Annotated in this window: 21 protein-coding genes; 11 read left to right on the top strand and 10 right to left on the bottom strand. The window is 59.0% G+C overall.

The genetic code is table 11. From position 1 onward, the window contains the following. Positions 1-23: 23 nt before the first annotated feature. Positions 24-1178, top strand: a complete 1155-nt coding sequence (locus HMPREF2847_RS06615) for a CAF17-like 4Fe-4S cluster assembly/insertion protein YgfZ (protein ID WP_083327338.1) — start codon at positions 24-26, stop codon at positions 1176-1178. Positions 1179-1438: 260 nt separating this feature from the next. Then, the gene (locus tag HMPREF2847_RS06610) at positions 1439-1621 is read left to right on the top strand and encodes a DUF3073 domain-containing protein (RefSeq protein ID WP_005511943.1); all 183 of its coding nucleotides are present in this window, start codon (positions 1439-1441) and stop codon (positions 1619-1621) included. Positions 1622-1979: 358 nt separating this feature from the next. On the opposite strand, the gene purM is transcribed toward HMPREF2847_RS06610, so the two are convergent. From purM to HMPREF2847_RS06595, 3 genes are all read right to left on the bottom strand, one after another. Continuing rightward, positions 1980-3044: a phosphoribosylformylglycinamidine cyclo-ligase gene (gene purM, locus HMPREF2847_RS06605; protein WP_070851897.1), complete on the bottom strand. Its 1065-nt coding sequence runs from the start codon at positions 3042-3044 to the stop codon at positions 1980-1982. Positions 3045-3202: 158 nt separating this feature from the next. Further along, positions 3203-4771 (bottom strand): amidophosphoribosyltransferase, encoded by a 1569-nt coding sequence (purF, locus tag HMPREF2847_RS06600; protein WP_049193817.1) that lies wholly within the window; start codon positions 4769-4771, stop codon positions 3203-3205. A gap of 50 nt (positions 4772-4821) precedes the next feature. Beyond that, a complete protein-coding gene (locus HMPREF2847_RS06595; protein ID WP_038626486.1) occupies positions 4822-5262 on the bottom strand; it encodes a sterol carrier family protein in 441 nt (146 codons plus the stop codon). Between the two features lie 29 nt (positions 5263-5291). Here HMPREF2847_RS06595 and HMPREF2847_RS06590 point away from each other — a divergent pair, with 29 nt between their 5' ends. Continuing rightward, on the top strand, positions 5292-6299 hold the full coding sequence (locus HMPREF2847_RS06590) for an acyl-CoA thioesterase (protein WP_038626488.1): 1008 nt from the start codon (positions 5292-5294) through the stop codon (positions 6297-6299). On the opposite strand, the gene HMPREF2847_RS06585 is transcribed toward HMPREF2847_RS06590, so the two are convergent. Further along, a complete protein-coding gene (locus HMPREF2847_RS06585; protein WP_070840991.1) occupies positions 6296-7003 on the bottom strand; it encodes a hypothetical protein in 708 nt (235 codons plus the stop codon). The two genes, HMPREF2847_RS06590 and HMPREF2847_RS06585, sit on opposite strands and share 4 nt — an antisense overlap. Before the next feature lie 119 nt (positions 7004-7122). Between HMPREF2847_RS06585 and HMPREF2847_RS06580 the strand changes: the two genes are divergently transcribed. Beyond that, positions 7123-8061, top strand: a complete 939-nt coding sequence (locus tag HMPREF2847_RS06580) for a hypothetical protein (protein ID WP_070851896.1) — start codon at positions 7123-7125, stop codon at positions 8059-8061. A 6-nt stretch (positions 8062-8067) separates the two neighbouring features. Here the strand turns inward: HMPREF2847_RS06580 and HMPREF2847_RS06575 are convergent, their stop codons facing one another. The 5 genes from HMPREF2847_RS06575 to HMPREF2847_RS06555 form a co-directional block, all read right to left on the bottom strand. Beyond that, entirely contained in the window at positions 8068-8559 is a 492-nt protein-coding gene (locus HMPREF2847_RS06575) for a glutathione peroxidase (protein ID WP_070840989.1), read from the bottom strand. 46 nt (positions 8560-8605) lie between these two features. Then, a complete protein-coding gene (locus tag HMPREF2847_RS06570; protein WP_222866949.1) occupies positions 8606-9415 on the bottom strand; it encodes a polysaccharide deacetylase family protein in 810 nt (269 codons plus the stop codon). Between the two features lie 92 nt (positions 9416-9507). Then, a complete protein-coding gene (bluB, locus tag HMPREF2847_RS06565) occupies positions 9508-10179 on the bottom strand; it encodes a 5,6-dimethylbenzimidazole synthase (RefSeq protein WP_070851895.1) in 672 nt (223 codons plus the stop codon). 4 nt (positions 10180-10183) lie between these two features. Then, positions 10184-12403, bottom strand: coding sequence for a S9 family peptidase (locus tag HMPREF2847_RS06560; RefSeq protein ID WP_370523128.1), 2220 nt, complete (start codon positions 12401-12403; stop codon positions 10184-10186). A gap of 5 nt (positions 12404-12408) precedes the next feature. Then, a complete protein-coding gene (locus tag HMPREF2847_RS06555; protein ID WP_038626496.1) occupies positions 12409-13302 on the bottom strand; it encodes a phosphoribosylaminoimidazolesuccinocarboxamide synthase in 894 nt (297 codons plus the stop codon). A gap of 296 nt (positions 13303-13598) precedes the next feature. On the opposite strand from HMPREF2847_RS06555, the gene HMPREF2847_RS06550 reads away from it, so the two are divergent. The 7 genes from HMPREF2847_RS06550 to HMPREF2847_RS06520 all read left to right on the top strand — a co-directional run bounded on the left by HMPREF2847_RS06550 (position 13599) and on the right by HMPREF2847_RS06520 (position 20590). Next, complete coding sequence (locus tag HMPREF2847_RS06550; protein ID WP_070851894.1) at positions 13599-14921, top strand: acetyl-CoA C-acetyltransferase; 1323 nt, start codon at positions 13599-13601, stop codon at positions 14919-14921. 47 nt (positions 14922-14968) lie between these two features. Next, complete coding sequence (locus tag HMPREF2847_RS06545; RefSeq protein WP_070851893.1) at positions 14969-16327, top strand: 3-oxoacyl-ACP reductase; 1359 nt, start codon at positions 14969-14971, stop codon at positions 16325-16327. A 53-nt stretch (positions 16328-16380) separates the two neighbouring features. Further along, entirely contained in the window at positions 16381-17343 is a 963-nt protein-coding gene (locus HMPREF2847_RS06540; RefSeq protein ID WP_070851892.1) for a MaoC/PaaZ C-terminal domain-containing protein, read from the top strand. Between the two features lie 347 nt (positions 17344-17690). Then, the gene (nrdI, locus tag HMPREF2847_RS06535) at positions 17691-18155 is read left to right on the top strand and encodes a class Ib ribonucleoside-diphosphate reductase assembly flavoprotein NrdI (RefSeq protein ID WP_080971522.1); all 465 of its coding nucleotides are present in this window, start codon (positions 17691-17693) and stop codon (positions 18153-18155) included. Further along, entirely contained in the window at positions 18152-19156 is a 1005-nt protein-coding gene (gene nrdF, locus HMPREF2847_RS06530; protein WP_080971523.1) for a class 1b ribonucleoside-diphosphate reductase subunit beta, read from the top strand. Before nrdI ends, nrdF begins: the two co-directional genes overlap by 4 nt. Before the next feature lie 42 nt (positions 19157-19198). Next, positions 19199-19774 (top strand): NADPH-dependent FMN reductase, encoded by a 576-nt coding sequence (locus HMPREF2847_RS06525; RefSeq protein WP_016421405.1) that lies wholly within the window; start codon positions 19199-19201, stop codon positions 19772-19774. Positions 19775-19894: 120 nt separating this feature from the next. Further along, entirely contained in the window at positions 19895-20590 is a 696-nt protein-coding gene (locus tag HMPREF2847_RS06520) for a VOC family protein (RefSeq protein ID WP_070851891.1), read from the top strand. 2 nt (positions 20591-20592) lie between these two features. Here HMPREF2847_RS06520 and HMPREF2847_RS06515 read toward each other — a convergent pair whose 3' ends face one another. After that, positions 20593-22572 (bottom strand): vWA domain-containing protein, encoded by a 1980-nt coding sequence (locus HMPREF2847_RS06515; RefSeq protein ID WP_070851890.1) that lies wholly within the window; start codon positions 22570-22572, stop codon positions 20593-20595. Between the last annotated feature and the right edge of the window lie 222 nt (positions 22573-22794).

The raw sequence follows: 22794 nt of genomic DNA, 5'->3' as shown, positions 1-22794 counted from the left end.
GTGTTGAGTATGTAAGTCCTTTGATGTCTCACGTGGCTGGTGCCGCTGCCCTCGAATTGGGCGGACAGACGGAAGGTTTAGAGAAGGACTCAGAGAACGCCTCAGACGGAACCTCAGCGAAAAACGTTGAGCAAACCACAGGGCAAGCTAGCGTGGCATGGCACTACGGCCGTCCACTGGTAGAGCAACGTCATCTACAGGAGGACTGCGGAGTAGTAGATCGCTCGTACTACCGCGTTATTGAGGTTACTGGCGAGGATTGCCTGACCTACCTCAACACACTTTTTTCACAGAAGGTCGACGATGCCACCCCCGGCACTGTCACTGAAGCACTGAACCTGGATGCCAACGGTCACGTTCTCCACCACATGACGCTGACTGTTTTGGACGATTCCGTGCTTATCGACGTGCCCCCTGTTGGCTTCGACTCCCTGCTGAAGTACCTGAACATGATGGTGTTCTGGTCCAAGGTGGAAATTGCTGAGGTAGAACGGGCGGTTATTTCCGTCATGGGGCCGAATGCCCCTGAGGTACTGGTGTCCGCCGGCCTCGCATTCCCGCAGGTGGGCAAGGCTACGACGGTGGGGCATTCCTATGTCCGGCACCTGCCTTGGCCACGCGGAGGACGTGTGGATGTGCTCGTGCGCCGACAGGATTTAGTCGGTGCTTGGGACGCGCTGGTGGCCGCTGGCGCCTCCCCAGTTGGCCTGATGGGCTGGGAGGCCGAACGCGTAGTCTCCTTGCGGCCAGAGCTGGGAATCGATGTAGATGAGAAGATGATTCCGCATGAGGCTCCGCGCTGGATTGCCTCTGAATTCGACACGGCTGCCGTGCACTTGGACAAGGGCTGCTATCGCGGCCAAGAGACTGTGTCTCGAGTCCACAATGTTGGTCGCTCCCCACGAGTTTTGGTGATGCTGCAGCTCGACGGCTCAGCTACTCTGCCGGAAACCGGCGATCCAGTGATGATGGGCAAGCGCGCCGTGGGCCGCGTAGGCACCGTCGTGCAACATGTCGATTACGGCCCGATTGCATTGGCTCTGCTTAAGCGCTCGGCGCAGGAACGCGAGGGCCTTGTGGTGGGTGACTGCGCCGTGGCCGTCGACCCTTCCTCCATCGACCGCGTCGAGCAGCTGCCACCGGGTCGTGTGGCCATCAACCGCCTGCGTGGGAAATAAGTAACGGGAAATAGGTAAAGCCACCAGACAGAGTGGTGAAAAAATAACTTTTTCCATTCTTTTTCAGAAAGGTTATTCCCCCAGGTCACAGTACATATTGAGTTGCCTGAGCGCGAGGACACAACCCACTATGGGCCTCCCCGCGTAACCCCTTCGTCTAAAAATCGGCTATGGTGTCTTACAGGAATTAACGCAATAAGACATAAGTGGGTCGGCCGTATCCCCGTGCCGTCCCACGGATTACACAAGGGGGTCAGGCCATGGGTCGCGGCCGTGCGAAAGCAAAGCAGGCGAAGGTTGCCCGTCAGCTCAAGTACGATTCACCAGAAATGGACTTGGAGCGTCTGCAGCGGGAACTCGTCGGCAAGTCGAACGAGTCCGATCGAGACGACTATTACTCTGACTGGGAGGAATGGGCCTCAGGCGCTGGTCGCGACAGCTAGCGCAAGCTAACCGCTGTCGTATTTTCCGCAAAGCGTTTCTATTTCAATAAAACAAGCACCCGCCAACGATTCCGTTGGTGGGTGCTTGTTTTTGCTTAGTGACTGCGTTTATGTTCGGCCGATCATGCTCGGCCACGGCGGATCAATCCGAGTTACTGACTGCATTTATGACAAAAATGGCCCGAAAAACGGCTCGGAAGTGTCATAAACTCAAACAGTTTCACATTTGCAGCCCGTGGTTTTTGGGGATCTCCGTTGTGCAACCCCGGATCTAGACCGCCCCGTCGCAGCAGTTGGCCGCCCTCCGCAGTAGACCAGCCGCCGCATCCCGGCCGCCCGACCGGATGCAGGCCGACGCTTAGAAGCGCGGGTGGCTGCCGCGCAAAACAGCCCCGTCCTCGCCCTCCTCGCTCTTGCGGACAGTACCCAGCTCCCAAGCGTTGATGTGGCGGGCAGTCAGCAGAGCCAGTGCACGATCGCGATCCTCTGCAGAAACAATCGCAACCATGCCAACACCCATGTTGAAGGTCTTCTCCATCTCCTCGCGAGAGACGTTGCCGAGCTCAGCAATGGTCTTGAAGATCGGGCCCGGGGTCCATGTTGCGCGGCTCATGTCAGCGGTCAGGCCTTCCGGCATGATGCGGACCATGTTGCCAGCCAATCCACCACCGGTGACGTGACAGAAAGTGCGAACCTCTGCCTCGTTCATGAGAGCCAGGCAGTCCTTCGCATAAATCTTGGTTGGCTCCAGCAGCTCCTCACCGAGGGTACGCCCGAAGTCCTCGACGTAACCGTCGAGCTCCAGACCGGCCTTCTCCAGGAGAACGTAGCGAGCCAGCGAGTAGCCGTTGGAGTGAAGTCCAGAGGACTCCATGGCGATAATGACATCGCCCTCACGCACGCGGTCCGGGCCGAGAAGCTTGTCCTCTTCCACGACACCGACGCCGGTAGCAGAGACATCGTACTCGTCTGGTTCCATCACACCCGGGTGCTCTGCAGTCTCGCCGCCCAGGAGGGCGCAACCCGCCTGGACGCATCCCTCGGCGATGCCGGAAACGATCTCGGCGACGTGCTCCGGCACGACCTTGCCAATTGCGATGTAGTCCTGCAGGAACAGCGGCTCGGCGCCGCACACAACCAGGTCATCGACGACCATGGCGACCAGGTCCAGGCCAATGGTGTCGTGCTTGCCGACGGCCTGCGCCACGGCCAACTTGGTCCCCACACCATCGGAGGATGCGGCCAGCAGCGGCTTTTCGTAGTTGCCCAGTGCAAACAGGCCGGCAAAACCGCCGAGCCCGCCACGGACCTCTGGGCGAGTGGCCTTCTTGGCAATCGGGGCGAATAGTTCAACGGCGCGGTCGCCGGCTTCGATGTCGACGCCGGCTGCAGCATAGGAAGCACCAGAAACGTTCTCGGTCATTAGAGGCTCTCGCTTTAAACTTTCTCCCCCGGGCGGCGTTACTGCCGTATCCGGGAGTATTGGCGGACCGGGAACAAAGCAACGGCTGCAATCCACAGCACCGCTTGCGCTTCGTTCTCGGTTCAGTTCTCGTAGTTCATTCTAAGGAGGTTTCGAGGCTAATTGCTCGTTGCGGCTTTGGCAGCCTGGGCTGCCTGCATCCTCTCCACAGCTGCCGCATTCGGATTGCCCTCCGGCAGACCCAGCGGGTACTTGCCATCGAAGCAGGCACAACAGACTTCGGTCTTTGCCTGCTCGGAAGCGGCGACCATGCCATCGATGGAGACAAATCCCAGGCTGTCGGCACCAATCGCGGTTGCGATACCGGCGACGATGTCATTTTCATCCACGCCGTTGGCCAACAGCTCGCCCGGAGAGGCAAAGTCAATGCCGTAGAAGCACGGCCATTTCACCGGCGGCGCGGCGATGCGCACGTGCACTTCCTTCGCACCAGCCTCACGCAGCATGCGAATCAGGGCACGCTGAGTGTTGCCGCGGACGATGGAGTCATCGACCACTACCAAGCGCTTACCGGCAATAACTTCCTTCAGCGGGTTCAGCTTCAGTCGGATGCCCAGCTGACGAATCGTCTGCGAAGGCTGAATAAAGGTACGCCCCACGTACCCGTTCTTGGTCAGACCCTGACCAAACGGAATGCCCGATTCCTGGGCATAGCCAACCGCCGCCGGGGTTCCGGATTCCGGCACCGGCATTACTAGGTCACCGTCAGCCGGGAACTCACGCGCCAACTGGCGACCTAGCTCAAGGCGCACGGCGTTGACAGAGCGACCACGGATGTTGGAGTCCGGGCGCGCCAGGTAGACGTACTCAAAAATGCATCCAGCGTGGGTGGTCTCGGCAAAACGCTGCGAACGCACACCGGAAGCATCAATGGTCACCATCTCGCCTGGCTCGATCTCGCGGACGAACGATGCACCGACGATATCCAGCGCGCAAGTCTCGGATGCGACTACCCAACCACCGGACAGGCGCCCCAGGCACAGCGGGCGCACACCGTATGGGTCACGCGCGGCGTACAGCGTCTCGCCATCGGTGAAAGTAAGACAGAAAGCACCCTTCAAACGCGGCAGCAGTGCCATCGCGGCCGCTTCTACATTGGTGCTGCAGCCGTAATCTTCGGGGTGGTCAATCTTGCCGGTTTCGTCGGCAAGCAAAGTGGTCATGATTGCGGAGTCACTGGGCAGCTCGCCCTCTTCACGCAGCAGGCCCTTGTCGACCGCCTCATGGAACAGCGTGAGGTGGTTGGTCAGGTTGCCGTTGTGCCCCAGCGCGATGTCCGTGCCGTCGGAGGCCATCTGGAACATCGGCTGTGCATTCTCCCACGCAGGAGCGCCAGCGGTGGTGTAGCGCGTGTGCCCCACCGCTACGTGCCCCTTCAGAGCGTCGAGCGTCTGCTCATCAAAAACCTGGGAAACAAGGCCCAGGTCCTTGAATACGAGAATTTGGTCGCCGTCGCCGACTGCGATACCGGCGGCTTCCTGGCCGCGATGCTGCAGGGCAAACAGGCCATAGTAGGTGAGTTTGGACACGTCTTCGCCAGGTGCCCAAACGCCAAAAACGCCACATTCTTCGCGCGGGGATGTCTCCCCCAAATCGTCGTATGGCGAAATTGGCAAAAGTTTGGTCTTTGGTGCACCTGAAATGTTGGTATCGGCCACGACATTCACACTAATAGCCCCACCCGCCTGGGCACCAATTCAGCATCCCCCCACGGGCTTTAAGAAATGCGCGCCACCGGCAGATGATTCCCAATTTCCGCCGCGCGCGTTCCCGACATATCGATGTGCGCCTGCACCTGCTCTAACGTGATCATTCCGCACGCGAGTCCCAGCCAAATCTCCGGCGACATCTCCACGACATTGGGCGGCGTACCGCGTGTGTGCCTGGGCCCCTCAATGCACTGGACCGCGACGAAGGGCGGCACGCGCACCTCGACGCTATGCCCCGGCGCCTCTTGGGCGAGCATCCGCACGGACAGACGCACCGCTTTGGCGAGGCTCGCACGGCTTAACGACGGCCCCTGCGCCCCATCTGCCCCGGCGAAGGAGGCAGCCTTTTGGTCAGATAGCAATTCGCGGCCGAGAAGACGTTGCGCCGCCCAGGGTGCGGCGGTGGAAAGAGCGCTGCGAACGTCGAAAGGCGAGATTTTGGATACCATAACCTCATCCTAGAGTTATGCTTTCATATATGGATACGCAGTCAACTGAAAAAGCTGAACAGGTGCACGCTCCAGCGTCACCATCTCTTGTACTCCGTTTTATGGCGTCGCCGACCGATGTCATTATGGCCGGAACCAATTCCGTCCACGGCGGCCGTGTGTTGCAGTGGATTGACAAGGCCGCTTACGCCTGTGCGACCGGCTGGTCGGGACGCTACTGCGTGACTGCGTACTTCGGTCACATTCACTTCACTCGCCCGATTCCCAGCGGCCACATCGTTGAGGTGCGCTCCAAGATTGCGCATACCGGTCGCAGTTCTATGCACATCGTCAACGAGGTGCTCTCAGCTGATCCGCGCGAGGGCAAGTTCACCCGCGCAGCTGACTGCCTAGTGATCTTCGTGGCCATGGATGAAAATGGTAAGTCGACACCGGTTCCGAAGTGGGTGCCGCAAACGGAGGAAGAAGAGCGTGTTGAAAAGGCCGCTCTTTCCCGTTTTGAGCTCCGCCGCGACATCGAAGCCAGCATGCGCGCGCAAACGTACTCCGCGGATTCCTCTGCACCCGAGCTGACCACACGTTTCCTGGCAAAGCCGACCGATGTTAACTGGGGCGGAAACGTCCACGGCGGTACCGCCATGGAGTGGATTGATGAGGCTGCGACGGCAGTTACCACCAACTGGGCGGGACGCCAGACTATTTCCGTGTACGCAGGTGGTATTCGCTTCTACAACCCAATCCACATTGGCGACCTAGTTGAGGTGCGCGCACGCATCCTGCGCACCGGCACGACCTCGATGCACCTGTCGGTGCAGGTCTACTGCTGTGAGCCCCGCAAGGGTGTCGGCGGACTGCGCAAGGCTCTGCACTCGACCATGACTTATGTCGCAATTGACGACGATTTCAACCCACAGCCGGTACCGCACTTCCAGCCGACGACGGATGAGGACAAGCGCCTGCACGCTCACGATCTGTCGCTGAAGGCGCTGCGTGACAAGTACAGCCCGCTACCGCTGATTGAGCGCGAACAGGATTAAGCCGCCTGGCCGCCCGGCTTCCTGTTTTTCCACCAGATGGATAGGAACATCCAGCCAATCAGCGCGAAGGTGATGTAGGTGACGTACCGGTCAATCGTCTGCAGGGAGCCCTGGATACTTGGGCCAAACTTCAGGCCCAAGTACAGGTAGAAGCACTTGAGCATTGCGGCACAGAGGAAGAGGTACACACCTACTACCCAGCCGCGCACCTTCGCAATACCACCGATGGCCACGACGATCGTGGCCGGAATCGGCGAGAATGGCACAAACGATGCCAGCACACTCAGCCCGATGCGTTCATAGATGAAGTTCTCCATCTTCTTAAACCATCGCGGTGGATGGCCGCCGAAACTCATCGTGATGAATTCCGTGCCCCACTTCTTGCCCATCCAGTAGAAGAACGGCATGAACTTAATTGTCGACAGCGCCGCAATCACCACAACAGCGAAGAGGAAGAGCGGCCTATCCTCGTTTTCCGACGCGAGAATCAGCACCGAGAGATTCGAGCCCGTCAGCCACGTATGCAAAAACGTGTACTTGAGCAGCAAAACCGCGCGGAACGGGATAATTGCAAAGCCGTACACGGCAACCAGCATCAGCGATGCATAGAGAAGCTTGTCTATTTTGTCCGGCTCACGCAGGAAGCTCGGCAGATCCTCACGAGGGTCGTGCTCGGCCTCGTTACGCATGTCGGATGAAGTCATGAACCACAGTTTAACTGCACGCCCCCTTCCGCAGCAGGAGCCGCAGACTATGCCATTACGTACGGCTCAGACGCACTCGCCAAGGACGACCGCAGCGCCGCCTACTATCCTGGGAAGATATGACCACCGATTCACCCGCGCCTGTGCCCGCACAGCAGCCTCACGCACCACGGTCTGAGTCTTCCTCACCATCGCTTGACGACGGCCAGGAGAACGCATCCTCACCGAGCATGCTGCAACGTGTTCGCGCCGCTATCCCGCCTGTGTCCATCCTGGTACTGACGGCGGTATTCCTCTTCGCCGGGTGGTTCACGCTCTTCGGTCCTATCAATGTTCTGGCTTGGCGTGGTGGCACGTTCCCCCGCACCGAGGCAGACCGCCCCTACTATCAGCAGGCTCTGAAGGATGTTGCGCGCTATCAGTACGAGGAGCAGCCCTCCCCTGAGGTTTACTTCGGCCTGGCGTGTGGCGCTACTGATGCCGACATCCGCAGCGTTATCCCCAAGGTCGGCGAGCACCCGAATTCAGACGCAGACCCAACCGCTGATGAAGATGCCGTCGCCGCCGCTGCTGCCACCAGGCCGGGTTCTGCACCTGCGGCTACGAACCAGACATCGAAGCTGAATCCAAACCTTGACGCATTCGGAGACACGGTCGACTGCTCCGGTTCCTGGACTGCGCCATTCTTGTCATTCCTGCTCGCATCCGCGGGTGTTCCGGTCTTTGATACGCCCGAGAATTCGGCTGCCGCAACCGAGAACCCATGGCTGGTTACGGATGTCGAACAGCTCATGGATGCCTACAAGGCACATGATGCTTTCGTCACCGACAAGGACTTCTCTCCTCAGGTGGGTGACATCATTTTCTACCGCTACCCCGCAGGCCTTGGGGTACACGCCAACATGGTTGTCGCGGTTCAGGGTGACTGGGTCACCATCGGTGGCGATGAGCTTGGCAAGGTCGGTCTAGCTAGCATGACCCTGCGCAACCGAGGTGGCATCGTGGGCTACGGCGCCACGGGCTACTTCGAGCAAGCACCGCTGGACGCCAGCAAATAGCCAAGTTTAAATAGGCAGATTTTCCTCAATGAGGTCGCGCAGAGCGTCGTCGTCAGGCGAAACCTTGGACCGGAAACGGCCGATGACCTCCCCCTCGGGCGAGATAACAAACTTTTCGAAGTTCCACTTCACGTCCCCAGCCTCGCCGTCGGCGTCCGGGGTTTCCTTCAGCAGCTTGTAGAGTGGGTGAGCGCTGTCGCCGTTGACCTCCGTCTTTTGGAAGAGCGGGAAGGTAACGCCGAATTCGCGCTGGCAGAACTGCTTGATTTCCTCGGCACTGCCGGGCTCTTGCCCGCCGAACTGGTTGCAGGGGAAGCCGAGGACGAAGAAGCCTCGGGGTGCGAGTTCGTCGAAAAGTCCTTGCAGATCGTCGTACTGATCCGTGAAACCGCACTCCGAGGCGGTGTTGACGATAAGCAGAACGTGGCCTGCCCAGTCGTTCATCGCTGCTTCGTTACCGTCGATAGTGGTCACTGGGATGTCGAAGAGATTGCTCATAAACCCCACACTAGGGCAGTCCCACGATAGCCGTCAGAGGTGACGACTAGCCGACCTGCTCCATGCCTTCAAAGAACTCGCGGCCCAGCGGCACCGAAGAGTGGTTGACCGGCTGCGCACCCCCATCGACCGCCTGGTCAATGATGCCGACAACATCCTGGCGCAGCTTGTGCTCCCGCAGTTTCGAAGCGTTAACGGAGATACGCACCGCGCGGCCCTTCTCCAGCGAGCGCTGCACTGAGGAGCGCACCGCGCGGCGCCACCAACCGGCGCCGCCGAAGCCCTCGCCGATAGCCAGCACGCGAGTTGGATCAACAGCACCAGTGATCAGGTCGCGGACCCCATTTCGGTCCGCTGCAACACGGAAGCCCAGCTCCGGCAACACGTTCATGGTCTCTGGCGACATGGTCCACTTCGGCGGTGCAAAGACATCCGTCTCAAAACCCATCGCACGCATCTGGCGCGTTGCGGCAATCAGGCGCAAGCGCGCTTCATGTTCGCTCAACGACGCAAATTCCGCGCCTCGGCCTCGAACCGACTGATCGAACCCCGCGAGAACAATCTCGATGCCGTCATCGCTACGACGGCGGAGCCAATCCAGCACCGCCGGAGCTTCCCGCAACGACCAGTTCTTACCCGCATGCGGCGCTACCAGCAGAGACGGCGTAATACCGCGCTGTTCCATCGCTGCCACGAAACGAGCGACATCGAGCAATGTGCCATCGCGCAAACCCGACACCGACACCAAAAGCGGCGAACCGACCACACCACCGTCAACAGTTACGAGCTCTTTGCCCGCTGGACGAACGACCTGGTCTGTCGTCCGAATCTGTTCTTGCACCCCACTGCCTGCCATGGATTCAACAAAAACAGGCGTATGTAAATTTTTGGTAACGGAGAGGACAAAGCTTGGAGAATACTCAGAGGCCTTTCAAGTAAGAGTTCAGATTATCCCCAGTGCACAACCTCATCGAGCGCCAAACCCTTGCGCCAACCAAACTTCTCCAAGTCACGCTCCGCGGCCAGGTGCGTTACCGGACCAATGCACAGCCAGGCCACCGGCCGCACGGGCGCCTCGACACCGACAAAGTTGGCCAGGAAATCCTCATGGTAGAAACTGACCCAACCGACGCCGAGCCCCTCTGCCGTAGCAGCCAGCCACAGATTCTGAATAGCCAGCGCGACTGACATTAACCCGGTGTCATCGACGGTGTCGCGGCCGAGAATGTTCTTGCCGCCACGGGTCGGGTCATAGGTGACGACGATGCCCGTTCCCGAGTCCACAATTCCTTCAATCTGAATCGGATTGAAGGTCTCACGCCGCTCGCCTTCGAGCTTGGCCGCGAATTCAGCGCGGCGTCCGGCTACGTGGTCGGCAAACTGCCGCAGGCGGTCCGGGCTCTGAATGATATGAAAGTCCCATGGTTGGGACAGCCCCACCGAAGGAGCGGCGTGAGCGGCCGCCAACACGCGCATCAATCGCTCCCTGTCCAACTTTTCTCCGGCGAATTCGCGGCGGACATCCCGCCGCCGAAAAAGCGTGTGGTAGACGGCCAACTGATCGTCGGAAAGCGAATCGGTGTCAAAACCCTGCGCTGCCAGCAGCGTGCGCATATCCATGCCGTTACTCCACCGCACCAGCAGTGTGGACAATCCAGGCATACTCGAAGGCAGTCTGACGCCAGCGTTCGTAACGGCCGGAAACACCACCGTGACCAGCGGACATCTCGGTCTTGAGCAGGAACTGCCCCGGCTGACCTCCGACAACTTCGCGCAGCTTGGCAATCCACTTTGCCGGCTCCACGTAGAGCACGCGAGTGTCGTTCAAACTAGTAGTCGCGAGAATCTTCGGGTACTTCGCATCGGCCGAGATGTTCTCGTACGGCGCGTAGGAGGCCATGTAGTCGTAGACCTCCGGGTCGTGGTAGGGATCGCCCCACTCATCCCACTCCACCACGGTCAGCGGCAGCTCTGGCATCAGCATGGATGTCAGGCAGTCGACAAACGGGACCACGGCCTGAATGCCCGCGAACCTATCGCCAGCAATGTTTGCGACCACGCCCATCAGCATGCCGCCCGCCGAACCGCCGAGTGCTACCAGCTGCTCGCGTGTGGTCCACCCAGAATCCAGCAGGTAGTCAGCGACGGCGACGAAGTCAGTGAATGTGTTCTTCTTCGTGGTTGCGCGACCGTTCTCCCACCAGCCACGGCCCATCTCGCCACCACCGCGGACGTGTGCAATGACAAAGATCATCCCACGATCCAGCAGCGACAGCCGGGCGATGGAAAAGCCCGGATCCATCGAGGATTCGTAGGAACCGTAGCCGTAGAGCAGCGTCGGATTCGGCGCATCCAAATCCAAATCCGCGCGGTAAATAATCGACACCGGAATCTGGGCACCATCGCTTGCACTCACCCATTCACGCTTGGCGACGTAATCACCGCGATTAAACTCCCCGCGAATCTTCTGCTCCTTGAGCAGCACCCGCTTGCCCGAGGCAATATCAATCTGCCAGAGCTGCGACGGCGTGGTGAAGGAGCCGTAGGCGTAGCGCAACACCGGGGTGTCCCATTCAGCGTTGCCGGTAGTGCCTGCGGAGTAGAGCTCTTCGTCGAATTCGAGCTCGACGAAGTTCACAGCGGAGGCTGGCACTGGGTCGGCAGCATCGCCCGTCTCAGCGGGGCCAGCACCATCCTCTTCCTGTGCCAATACCGCCAGCGCCACACGACCAATACCGCCGCGACGGTATCCAAACGCGATGTGCCCAGCGAAGCAGTCAACGCCCTCAACACGGACGTCATCGCGGTGAGCAACCAGCTCAGTGAGATCCGAAATACTGTCGAAAGACCCCACCGGCACCATGGCCAGTGCGAAGTTCGAGCCAGTCATATTGTGTGTAATCAGCCACATATCCTGGCCACTAATGACGGCGTGGTCGATGTCGTATTCAACACCGGACTCGCGCGGGCGCACGCAGGTGAACTCACTGGTCGGGTCACTGGCGTCCAGGTACCAGACCTCAGAGGTAATCTTCGAGGAGCTCTCAATAATCAGGTACTTTTCGCTGCGTACCGTACCGACTCCGACCCAGTAGGCCTCATCGGGCTCATGGAAGACACAGACGTCATCCTCGGTGGAGGTGCCCACGCGGTGACGCCACACGGAATCCGGCCGCCAGGCTTCGTCGACCTTCTGATAGAAGATCCATTCCGAGCCAACCCAGGTAGCACCTGCGGCGATGCCCGCAATTTCGTCGTCAAGCAGTTCGCCCGTGCGCAAATCCTTTACGCGCAGCGTGTAGCGCTCGTCGCCTGTGACGTCGGTGGAGTAGGCCAGCAGATTGCCGTCCGCGGAGACGCTCGCTGCGCCAAGAGCGAAGAAGTCGTGGCCTTCGGCCAGCTCGTTGGCATCCAGGATGACCTGTTCTCCTGGTGCCGGGGAGTCGTCCGCAATGGTCGGTGGCGTCCACGCGGCAAGACCGTCACCGGCCTCCGCACGCACGCGACAGCTCATCCCGTAAGACTTGCCCTCCTGCGTGCGTGAGTAGTACCACCAGCCATTAAGGCGAGTTGGGACCGACATGTCGGTCTCCTGCACGCGCGACTTGATCTCCTTAAAAATCGCGTCCGCGGTGCCATCAAGATCGGAGGTAAAAGCCTCCGTATAGGCATTTTCAGCCTCTAGGTATTCGATAACCTCGGGGTTTTCCTTATCGCGGAGCCACTCGAAGTTATCGGTGAAGTACCTTCCGTGGAAGGACCGAGTCACCGGCTTCCGTTGTGCACGGGGTGCAGGCAAATCCTTTGCTGCAGGCTTGCCGACGGATGCCGAGTCCAAGGTCACTTCGCTCACGCAGGTTCTCCAATCCAGTCCGAGAAGCGGCGGCCCGACAGTCGTTCGTAGGCCTCGACGTACCGCTCGCGAGTTGCTTCCACAACACTACCCGGCAGCGCCGGCGGCGGAGTGCCCTCGTCCTTCTTCCAGCCGGACTTGGAGCAGGTCAGCCAGTTTCGGACGTACTGCTTGTCGAAGCTCGGGTTAACCGAACCCTCCTGGTAGGAGTCGGCTGGCCAGTAGCGGGAGGAGTCCGGGGTGAGAACCTCGTCGGCCAGCACCAGGTTGCCGTCGGAGTCGAGACCGAACTCGAACTTGGTGTCGGCCAGGATGATGCCGCGCTTAGCAGCCAGTTCAGCAGCCTGGGTGTAGATACGCAGGGTGGCATCGCGCAGTTCTTCGGCACGCTTCTGCCCCAGGGACTCCACAACGGCGTCGAAGGAGACATTCTCGTCGTGCTCGCCCAGTTCGGCCTTGGTGGCCGGGGTGAAAATCGGTTCTGGCAACTTGGAGCCCTCGACGAGGCCCTCTGGCAGCTCAATGCCACAGACAGTGCCGTTTTCCTTGTACTCGACGAGACCCGAGCCGGTTAGGTAGCCACGTGCGACACACTCGAATGGCAGCATGTCCAGCTTCTTGCACACCAGCGCACGGCCGAGGCACTCTTCCGGAATGCGCTCATCGTCAGCCGGGCCAGCCATATGGTTCGGAAAGTCGATCTCGTCGAAGAAGAACACGCTCATCGCGGTGAGCACTCGACCCTTGTCAGGAATCGGGGTCTCCAGAATGTGGTCGAAGGCAGAAATACGGTCACTGACCACAAGCAGCAGAGTCTCAGGGTCAATCTCGTAGATTTCCCGGACCTTGCCCGCGGAAAGATGGTTATACGAGGAAAGTTCAGGTCGCATGGCGATAAAGTCTAAACCCCTATACGCCTTTGCACTCTATTGATACCTCCGGCCACCACCCCAACTAGTGGGGATTGACGCAATTACCGTCGTCAAGCGGGAAAAATTTTGAGATTCCGGACTGCTGCCCATCGAATTTTTCACAGGTAAACGACGGTGTTTACCCCTCACCTCCCCCGCCCGGTAGATGACTGGGCAAAAATATTTCTAAAAACGTGACAGAAAACACCGATACCAGTATTGTCTAAATTTAGTAATTCACGTCACACTTCAAGGATTTTGAAGGGAACAATCACATGGCAGCTCAGGCCAACAATAACTCTCTGCGCCGCGCAGTCGTCGTCGGCGGTAACCGCATTCCGTTCGCTCGTTCTAATAAGGAATACGCTAACGAGTCGAACCAGGACATGCTGACCGCTGCAATCGACGGTCTCGTCGCCCGCTTCGGTATCGGCGGCGAACGCCTCGGTGCAGTCTCCGCCGGCGCTGTGCTGAAGCACTCCCGTGACTTTAACCTCACCCGTGAGTGTGTCCTCGGCTCCGCACTGGCGCCGGACACCCCGGCTTTCGACATTCAGATGGCATGTGCCACCGGCATGGAGGCCCTCAACTCTGTCTCCAACATGATTAAGCTGGGTCAGATTGACTCCGCTATCGCCGGCGGTGTGGACACCACCTCCGACGCTCCGATTGCTGTCAACGACCGTCTGCGCAAGATCCTGCTGGAGGCCAGCCGCCAGAAGTCCACTCTGGACATGGCAAAGGTCTTCCTGAAGGCTCGTCCGTCCGACCTGGCTCCGGACACTCCGTCGACCGGCGAGCCGCGCACTGGCCTGTCCATGGGTGAGCACCAGGCCATCACCACCGCCAAGTGGGGCGTTACCCGAGCTGAGCAGGATGAGCTCGCCGCCGCTTCCCACCAAAACATGGCAAACGCTTACGACGAGGGCTTCTTCACTGACCTCGTCACCCCGTACAAGGGCGTTTCCCGTGACACCAACATGCGCCCGGACTCCACCCCGGAGAAGCTGGCCAAGCTCAAGCCAGTCTTCGGCCGCGGCCTGGAAGCAGAGCCGACCATGACCGCCGGTAACTCCACTCCGCTTACCGACGGCGCCTCTGCCGTCCTCGTCTCCACCCCGGAGTGGGCCGCTGAGCGCGGTCTGCCCGTGCTTGCCGACGTCGTCGATTCCGAGGCAGCCGCAGTTGACTTTGTCCACGGCGACGAGGGTCTGCTGATGGCTCCGGCTTACGCCACCCCGCGCCTGCTGGCCCGCAACGGCTGGACCTTCGACGACTTCGAATTCTTCGAGATCCACGAGGCTTTCGCCGGCACCGTTCTGTCCACCATGAAGGCATGGGAGGACGAGGAGTTCTGCCGCACCAAGCTCGGACTGGAAGGCCCGCTGGGCTCCATTCCGCGCGAGAAGCTCAACGTCAAGGGCTCTTCCCTGGCAGCCGGCCACCCATTCGCCGCTACCGGCGGCCGCATTGTGGCAGCCCTCGCCAAGATGCTGCGCCAGAAGGCAGATGAGACCGGCAAGACCACTCGCGGCCTGATCTCCGTCTGTGCTGCGGGCGGCCAGGGTGTTGTCGCAGTTCTCGAGGCTCGCGTCTAAAAGCGCACCACCGATAAAGACACTTTTACTTTCAAGGAGAATTTTCCATGACCGATAAGTACCAGGAACTCGTCAACGGTGGTCCGCTCACTGGACTGGCTAAGGCCGCTGGCCTGCCACAGCCACCGTTCCTGCGCCGCTACAAGCCGGGCGGTCCGCTGCTGAACAACGACAAGGTGCTCGTCACCGGCGAGGGTGCAGATGCAGACGCAGTTGCAGCTCAGCTGACAGAGTGGGGCCTGCAAGTTCGTCGTGGCAACGCCGCTGACGACAAGATAGGTGCCATTGTCCTCGTCGCCACCGAGGCTAAGCGCCCGGCAGAACTGCAGGGCCCAGTGCTCGCTGCTGCAAAGCACATGCGCAAGCTGGACAAGGGCGGCCGCATCGTCACCGTCTCCCGCGCCAAGGATGCTCACCACAACGCAACTCCGGCCGAGATTGCTGAGAACGCTGTCGCCGGTGGTATCGAGGGCCTGATTCGCTCCCTCGGCCACGAGGTTCGTGGCGGCTCCACCGCTAACGGCATCCTCGTTGCTCCGGGTGTCTCGGTCACCGCCCCGTCCGTGATTTCCTCCCTGCACTTCTTCCTCTCCGGCCGCTCGGCCTTCATCGACGGCCAGTTCCTCCGCGTCACCTCCGACGCTGGTGAGATCCCAGCTGACTGGGATAAGCCGCTGGCTGGCAAGGTTGCCGCTGTCACCGGTTCCGCCCGTGGTATCGGCGCCGCTATCGCTCGTCAGCTCAAGGCTGACGGCGCAGAGGTCATCGTCATCGACGTTCCGCAGGCTGGCGAGGCGCTGTCCAAGGTTGCCAACGAGCTCGGTGGCCTGGCTCTGCAGCAGGACATCACTGCCGACGACGCCGGCAACGCCATTGCCGATGCTGCTGTGGCCCGCTACGGCCGCCTGGACATCGTCATCCACAACGCAGGTATCACCCGCGACAAGATGTTCGCCAACATGGACGACGCCAAGTGGGGCTCGGTCATCGCCGTCAATATCGAGTCTCAGCTGAAGATGAACGAGCAGCTGCTGAACCACAAGGCCTTCGAGAAGGCTCCGCGTATTGCCACCATGGCTTCCACCTCCGGTATCGCAGGTAACCGCGGTCAGACCAACTACGCCACCTCCAAGGCCGGTGTTATCGCAATGGTCGAGGCTTACGCTGAGGAGTTCGCTAAGCGCGGCGGCAACATCAACGCTGTTGCTCCGGGCTTCATCGAGACCGACATGACCGCTGCCATTCCGTTCGTCAACCGCCAGGTTGCTCGACGCGTGAACTCGCTGCAGCAGGGCGGCCAGCCGGGCGATGTCGCCCAGGCAATCGCCTTCCTGGTCTCCGACCGCGCGCTCGGTGTCAATGGCCACGTCCTGCGCGTCTGTGGTCAGAACATCGTCGGCGCCTAAGCGAAGTCGTGACTTCCGCATAGGCTCCCGATAAGGAGGAAAGAGGAAAACTTATGGCTAAGACCCTGGACGCCATTCCCAATCTGGTTCCGCTCTACGCCAAGGCAGCTGCTGGTTCGGCAAAGAAGCGCCCGAACTCCACCGAAATCAAGGTCGATGAACTAGTGGTCAAGGGTGTCACTGTCGATGCCGACCGCGACCAGGACTTCCGCGACGTCGTTGGCGCCCCGAAGTCTGAGCAAGCGTTCTTCGGCCACATCCACGCCCTAATCATGCCCATTCAGATGGAGCTAATGGCTGCGGACGATTTCCCGCTGCCGATGATGGGCCTGGTCCACACCGAGAACACCTACCGCGAAATCTCGCCTGTCACACTCGGTGGCAAGGTTGATATCGCGGTGAAGGTTGCCGCATTCCGCGCTCACCGCTCGGGCACTGAGGTTGTTCTGGAGTCGACTGTTACATCGTCCACATCCGGCGCCACCTTGGTCGAGGAGCAGTCGGTGTACCTGGCCAAGGGCGTTCGCCTAAAGGAGGCGGAGGGCTTCGAAGAGGTCCAGGCACAGCGTGAGGCCATCAAGTCCGGCGCCGAGACCATCAAGCGCGAGCAGTTCAAGGTCCCCTTCCCCACTGCCCAGTGGAAGCTGGCTGGCAACACCGGCCGCAAGTGGGCCAAGGTTTCCGGTGACTGGAACCCGATTCACATCACCTCTGTCTCCGCGAAGGCTCTGGGCATGCCAGCAGCGATTGCACACGGCATGTACACCGCCTCCCGCGCACTGGCTGAGGCACAGGTTCTGCCGGGTCAGTCGTACGAGTTCCAGATTTCCTTCGGTGCGCCGGTCGTTCTGCCGACCACCATCAACGTCGCACTCACCCACACCGGTGACGGTGCAGGTGCTGCTCACAACCTGACTGATAGCAGCTCCAACATCGGCCGTGCAGTCAACATCGTCGCGTGGGATCGCAAGAAGAAGCGTCCGCACTTCACCGGAAGTGTTCGCCCGCTGAAGTAGTTGACGCGAAAGCGCTGTAGAAAACGCCGCGTTTTGGAAAACCAGTCTCCTCATCGACTGGGTCTTTCCAAGGCGCGGCGTTTTTGTTTTCCCAGTTGTGCTTTTGCCCAGGGCACGACTGGAGCCCCTCCGAGAGACACCGCCTCCTCCCCCCCCGGCCGGCAACCCCGCCACTTTCCCGACTTGAAAATCAGCTGCTGGGTTTTTCCGCCGTTAATGCAGAGTCGCGGCTTTACTTCGCAATTGCGTGACTAAGCACTTTTCAACCGCATGTAGGCAACGCCTTGTTGACACCCCATTCACTCCTCTATTCTATGTTCAATCCATTGAACATAGGAGGTAATCGAGTGTCTTCATCATCGAAGACGCCGCTGACTTTCACGGAACTCCCACCGGAGGAGTCACCCCGAATCGTGTACTTCTCCAGTGCTTCTGAAAACACTCACCGGTTCGTCCAAAAGCTGGCTCAACCAGCAGCACGCATCCCGTTACATCCGCGAAAAGACGGAATGATTCGCGTTTGCAGCCCATTTGTCCTGATCACACCGACTTATGGTGGCGGATGTCGGCGCCGCGCGGTACCTAAGCAAGTCATCGCTTTTCTCAACGACGAAACCAACAGGAGTTTCATCCGCGGTGTCATCACCTCGGGCAACACAAATTTCGGCACCGACTTTTGCATAGCCGGAGCCATCATTTCTGCAAAATGCCAGGTTCCGGAGCTATACCACTATGAGCTACTGGGGACAGACCACGATGTGGAAAACGTCAAAGAGGGCCTGGAAAAATTCTGGAGGAGCGCTACTTCTTGAACATCTACAGCTATTCAACTACGCCACCGTCTTTTCGAAAGGACCCAGCTGCCCGCCTTCGGCCAATCAACTGGAACCGAGTGCAAGATGACAAAGATCTCGAAGTGTGGAATCGCCTAACAGCAAATTTTTGGCTGCCCGAAAAAGTTCCGCTGTCCAATGACCTTGCAGACTGGCGACGTCTCACCGATCTAGAACGCGAGCTGACCATGAAGGTATTCACCGGACTGACCATGCTCGACACAGTCCAGGCGTCTGTCGGGGAGATTTCCCAAATTCAAGATGCCCGCACCGAACATGAAGAGGCCGTCTACACGAATATCGCTTTCATGCAAGCAGTGCATGCAAAGTCTTATTCTTCAGTATTTTCTACGCTATCCAATACCCCTGACATCGACGCTGCCTACCAATGGGCAGTCGCCAATGACATCCTGCAGGCTCGGTCAAAAGCTGTGCTCAAACACTATTACGGCGACGTTCCACTCAAGCGAAAGGCGGCAGCAACGCTTCTTTCGTCCTTCTCGCTCTACGCCGGCTTCTACCTCCCGCTGCACTTCGCATCACGTGGCATCCTGACCAATACCGCCGACATGGTGCGCCTGATTCTGCGTGACAAAGCTGTTCACGGCTATTACTCCGGCTACAAATTCCAGCGAGGCGTAGAAACCTACGACACCGCCACGCAAACGCAGATGAAGGCTTTCGTCTTCGAGCTTCTCGATGATTTATACCAGCTCGAACTGAGGTACTCCGAAGCCCTATACCAACCACTCGGGCTCTACGACGACGTTGCCAACTTCATTCGATACAACGCCAACAAAGCGCTCATGAACTTGGGATACCCGCAGCGGTTTAACCATGAAGAGACCGCCTTCAAGCCCGAAATTCTCGCCGCCCTCACCCCGGGGTCAGATGAAAACCACGACTTTTTCTCCGGTTCCGGCTCCGCATATGTCATCGGAAAAGCCGAAGACACCGCAGATGAAGACTGGGATTTCTAAATCCACGTCTTTCCCCATACATCCTAAGAAAGGAACATTCGCATGACTGCACAGATTTCTATCCTGGTAGGAAGCTTGCGTCGAGCCTCCTATGCACGAAAGATTGCACTCAAGGCAGCCACGTACTTCCCCGATGACTTCAAAGTCGACATCGTCGAGATTCGTGACCTCCCTCTCTACAACTTCGACTACGACGACCCCGCAGTGTCCGATATTGCGACTCCCGCGGAATACACCAGTTTCCGGGAAACCATTAAAGCCAGCGATGGCATCCTATTTGTCACCCCAGAAAACAACCGCACAATTCCTGCAGCTCTGAAGAATGCCGTTGACATCGGATCTAAGCCCAACGGTGATGTGGCATGGAAGAACCTGCCCGCGGGAATTATCAGCCACTCCGTCGGCCGTATGGGAGGTTATAGCTCTCAGAAGAACTTGCGACTCGCGCTGTCGTACTTCGACATGCCGATGCTCGGTCAGCCAGAGGTCTTCCTGGGACAATCGCCAACACTCATTGACGAACAAGGAGAATTCACGTCGTCAAGCACTGAGGACTTTGTTCGCGACTACATCAACAGATTTGCAGACCTAGTTCGCGAGCAGAGCCCACGCCACTAACTGAAATCCCCTAATCAGCGCAGCGTTACTGGGGATATCGCCGTATGAAGATTCTTCACTGACTAGGATCAAACGCTGCGTTCTCTGCGCGGTTAGGCGCTCGTCGTTAGGCTCATTTTCATGACTGTTTCTATCTCGGCCGTGATCGCGCTTAACGACGACCCCCGCGCCGCTGCGCGGTTTTACGCCGAAGGTTTTCACTCCAACATCAAGCCCAACTCCACCACGCTCACCATCGGCGGGATGGACTTTGAACTCATTGAGAACGGGAACCGCCGATTAACCCCCGCTGTGTCTTTTATGGTGCGATTTGCCCCTGGTCAGGAAAACCAGCTACGCAGACTGTGGGAGCATCTGATGGCGGGTGATGAAACCATCAGCGGTGGTGCTACGCTCATGCCCCTGACCAGCTACGATTTCTCGCCGCTCTTTGGCTGGTTGGTCGACGGCAATGGGGTCAACTGGCAACTGATGATTGATTCCTTAACCAGCGGGGCTGCAAGCACGGACGCTGCCGCAAAGACAGCGAATCCCGCCGTTATTCCCTACTTCATGTGGACAGGCGACGAACCACAGGCTGCCGCCGCCACTGCCGTCTACAACCTGCTTTTCGGGTCAGGGAATTTCATGACGCTCGACTCGCCGGGCATGCACAATTTCACCTTCGGCGACGGTGTGGCGATGCGCCTCTCCAGCGATTCTGCCGAGGAGGTCGAAAGCGCCTGCCAAGCGCTTGGCCTAACAGGCGCTGAGGTTGCCGAGGGCACGGAAGCCGTCGTCAAGCCCGATCGATTCGGCGTGTACTGGACGCTCTAGCGTTACCTACGAGTCAACGCGATTGCCGCGCCGACGACGACAGCTAACAGAACTGCACCAATAGAGAACCACATCATGTTGGAAGAGCCTTCATCCTCGTTTTCTTCGGTGCCCTTCGGATTCTGCTGGCTACTAGTCTGGGCCTCGCTACTTGGCGACTTGTGCGCGACCTGTTCAAAAGCTGGGCCCGGGATCTTCTCGCCGACCAACTCCGTGGTCAGCTGGTAAGTCACCGGGACGTTTTGAACATCCGCGACATCGTGGGATTTACCGGCGCCCCAACTGTTGTTGAAGAAGACAACGATGTACTGGTCACCATCCAGCCACGCTCTTTCAGCCTCGTAATCGCCCGACTTTTCACCATCTTCGCCGATCCGATTGCGGTAGTTAATCCGGGCCGAGTTACCAAATGTTGTCTCTTCGCCGATCTGGTGTTCATTTACCGGACGGTTTTCCTCGCTACCGGCGAGCTGGCGTGCCGAATTCAGCGTCTTGATATCCAGGCCGGAGATCTGTGCAAGCTTGTCCGCTTCTGGGGCGTCAATGAGTTTGACGGCGCCGCGGAGCTGCTGCCCATACTCGGACTTGATCTTGTACACGTGCGTCTCACCAGGAACAATGTCGGCCGTGACGCTGCTGATGTTGTCGGCAGTAAGTTCCGTGGCGTCATCGAACCACGAACCTGGGGTGACCTTCTTAGCCTGATCTGCTTCCGGTGTCGCGGGCGGAGGGTTCAAGCTCTCCTTGTCGGACGGGAACGCCTCCGGCACATCAGTCAGGTTTTCGTTGGCGAAACGCTTGATGGTTACTTCTGCAGGAATGTCCTGACCTTCGAAGGGGCCTCCTTTTCGGGCCACGGAGAACACCATATTGCCCGACTTACAGTCCCCCTCCGCTCCTCCGGGCTGCTTGGTTGTTATCGATGCGAAAAAGGGGCCATTGGAGTCGATGATGCCATTGCCGAAATCATTGGCAAGGAAGCAACTGCTGTCGTCCAAATGCATAGTGAGCGCGAAGCTGCGGACATCTAGGTCCATCAAAGTCGCGCCTGACGACGCTCCCGGCACCGTGGCCGCACTAATTGCAAGCCGCTCTCCCTCAGCGACCGGGACGGAGAAGTACTCAGCACCGTCGCCTTCCTGATTACTGATGCTACGCTCGGACTCAGGAGTCTTTTCCCGCAGCTTGGTCGAGAACGTTTCCACGTCGGCAGGCACCTGGGTAGCGCTCGTAGGAGCGTCGCCGCCCTGTATCTCTTGCGCGCTGGACTGCGCGGTGCGTGCGGTGCGAGTCGCCAGCGTCTTCATGGACTCAGCCAGCGAATCGGAGTCCTGGGCATCTAGGTACTCGCCGCCTGTGGCCTCAGCAATGCACTCCAGTTCAGCACGTGCGCCCGCATCAACGAGGAAACCAACTGTGTTGATGACCAGATCAATGCCCTGCTGCTTGAGTTCTTTTGCTACCTCGCACACCGGTGGCGGAGCACAGGTGTCCTCACCATCGGAGACCAACACAATCGAACGTTGCCCTTCTTTCGGCAACTCATCGGCAGCCTGACGCAGCGCAGGCCCCATCGGGGTGTGACCGGAGGCTTGGATCTTTCCTACTTCAGCAGGAATCTTCGCCGAGTTGCCAGCCTGCACGGGCAGCAGCGTGGTGATGTCCTGACAGCCAGCTTCCCGCTCCTCCGGCGAATTGCCGACTTCCGTGCCGTAGACCATGAACCCAATTTCGGAGTCCTCTGACACAGATTCCGCGAACTTACTCGTCGCGTCCTTCGCTGCCTCCATTCGGGTTTGGCCACCCGCATCGTCGGCAAGCATTGACCCTGAAGCATCCAGAATCACCATGGTTGGCGAGATAGTACTCGCAGCCTCTTGCGCCTGTGCACGCCCTGCTGTGATTCCCGCAAAAGAGCCTACGAGCACCAGCAACATGGAAATGGTGAGCACGACCGCCGAGAGTTGTCTTGTTCTGATCATGTGGTCGGTTCCTTTTCTTCCAGCGTGAAAAGAACGTTACCCGACAAAAGGTGTGTCTGATTCTCAAGATAATGACTGAGCAGACACCAAAAATTACGGACTCCACACGTGAAACTGTGCGAGTTTATGACACTTTCAGGCCATTTTTCGGGCCATTTCTGACATAAACGCAGTCAGTAACTCGGATTGACCCGCCGTCGCTGACATAAACGCAGTCAGTAA

It is taken from the genome of Corynebacterium sp. HMSC074C03, from assembly GCF_001838285.1.
Classification (GTDB): Bacteria; Actinomycetota; Actinomycetes; order Mycobacteriales; family Mycobacteriaceae; genus Corynebacterium; species Corynebacterium amycolatum.
The sequence above is the reverse complement of the archived record's forward strand: the minus strand, read 5'-3'. Positions and strand labels throughout refer to the sequence as shown.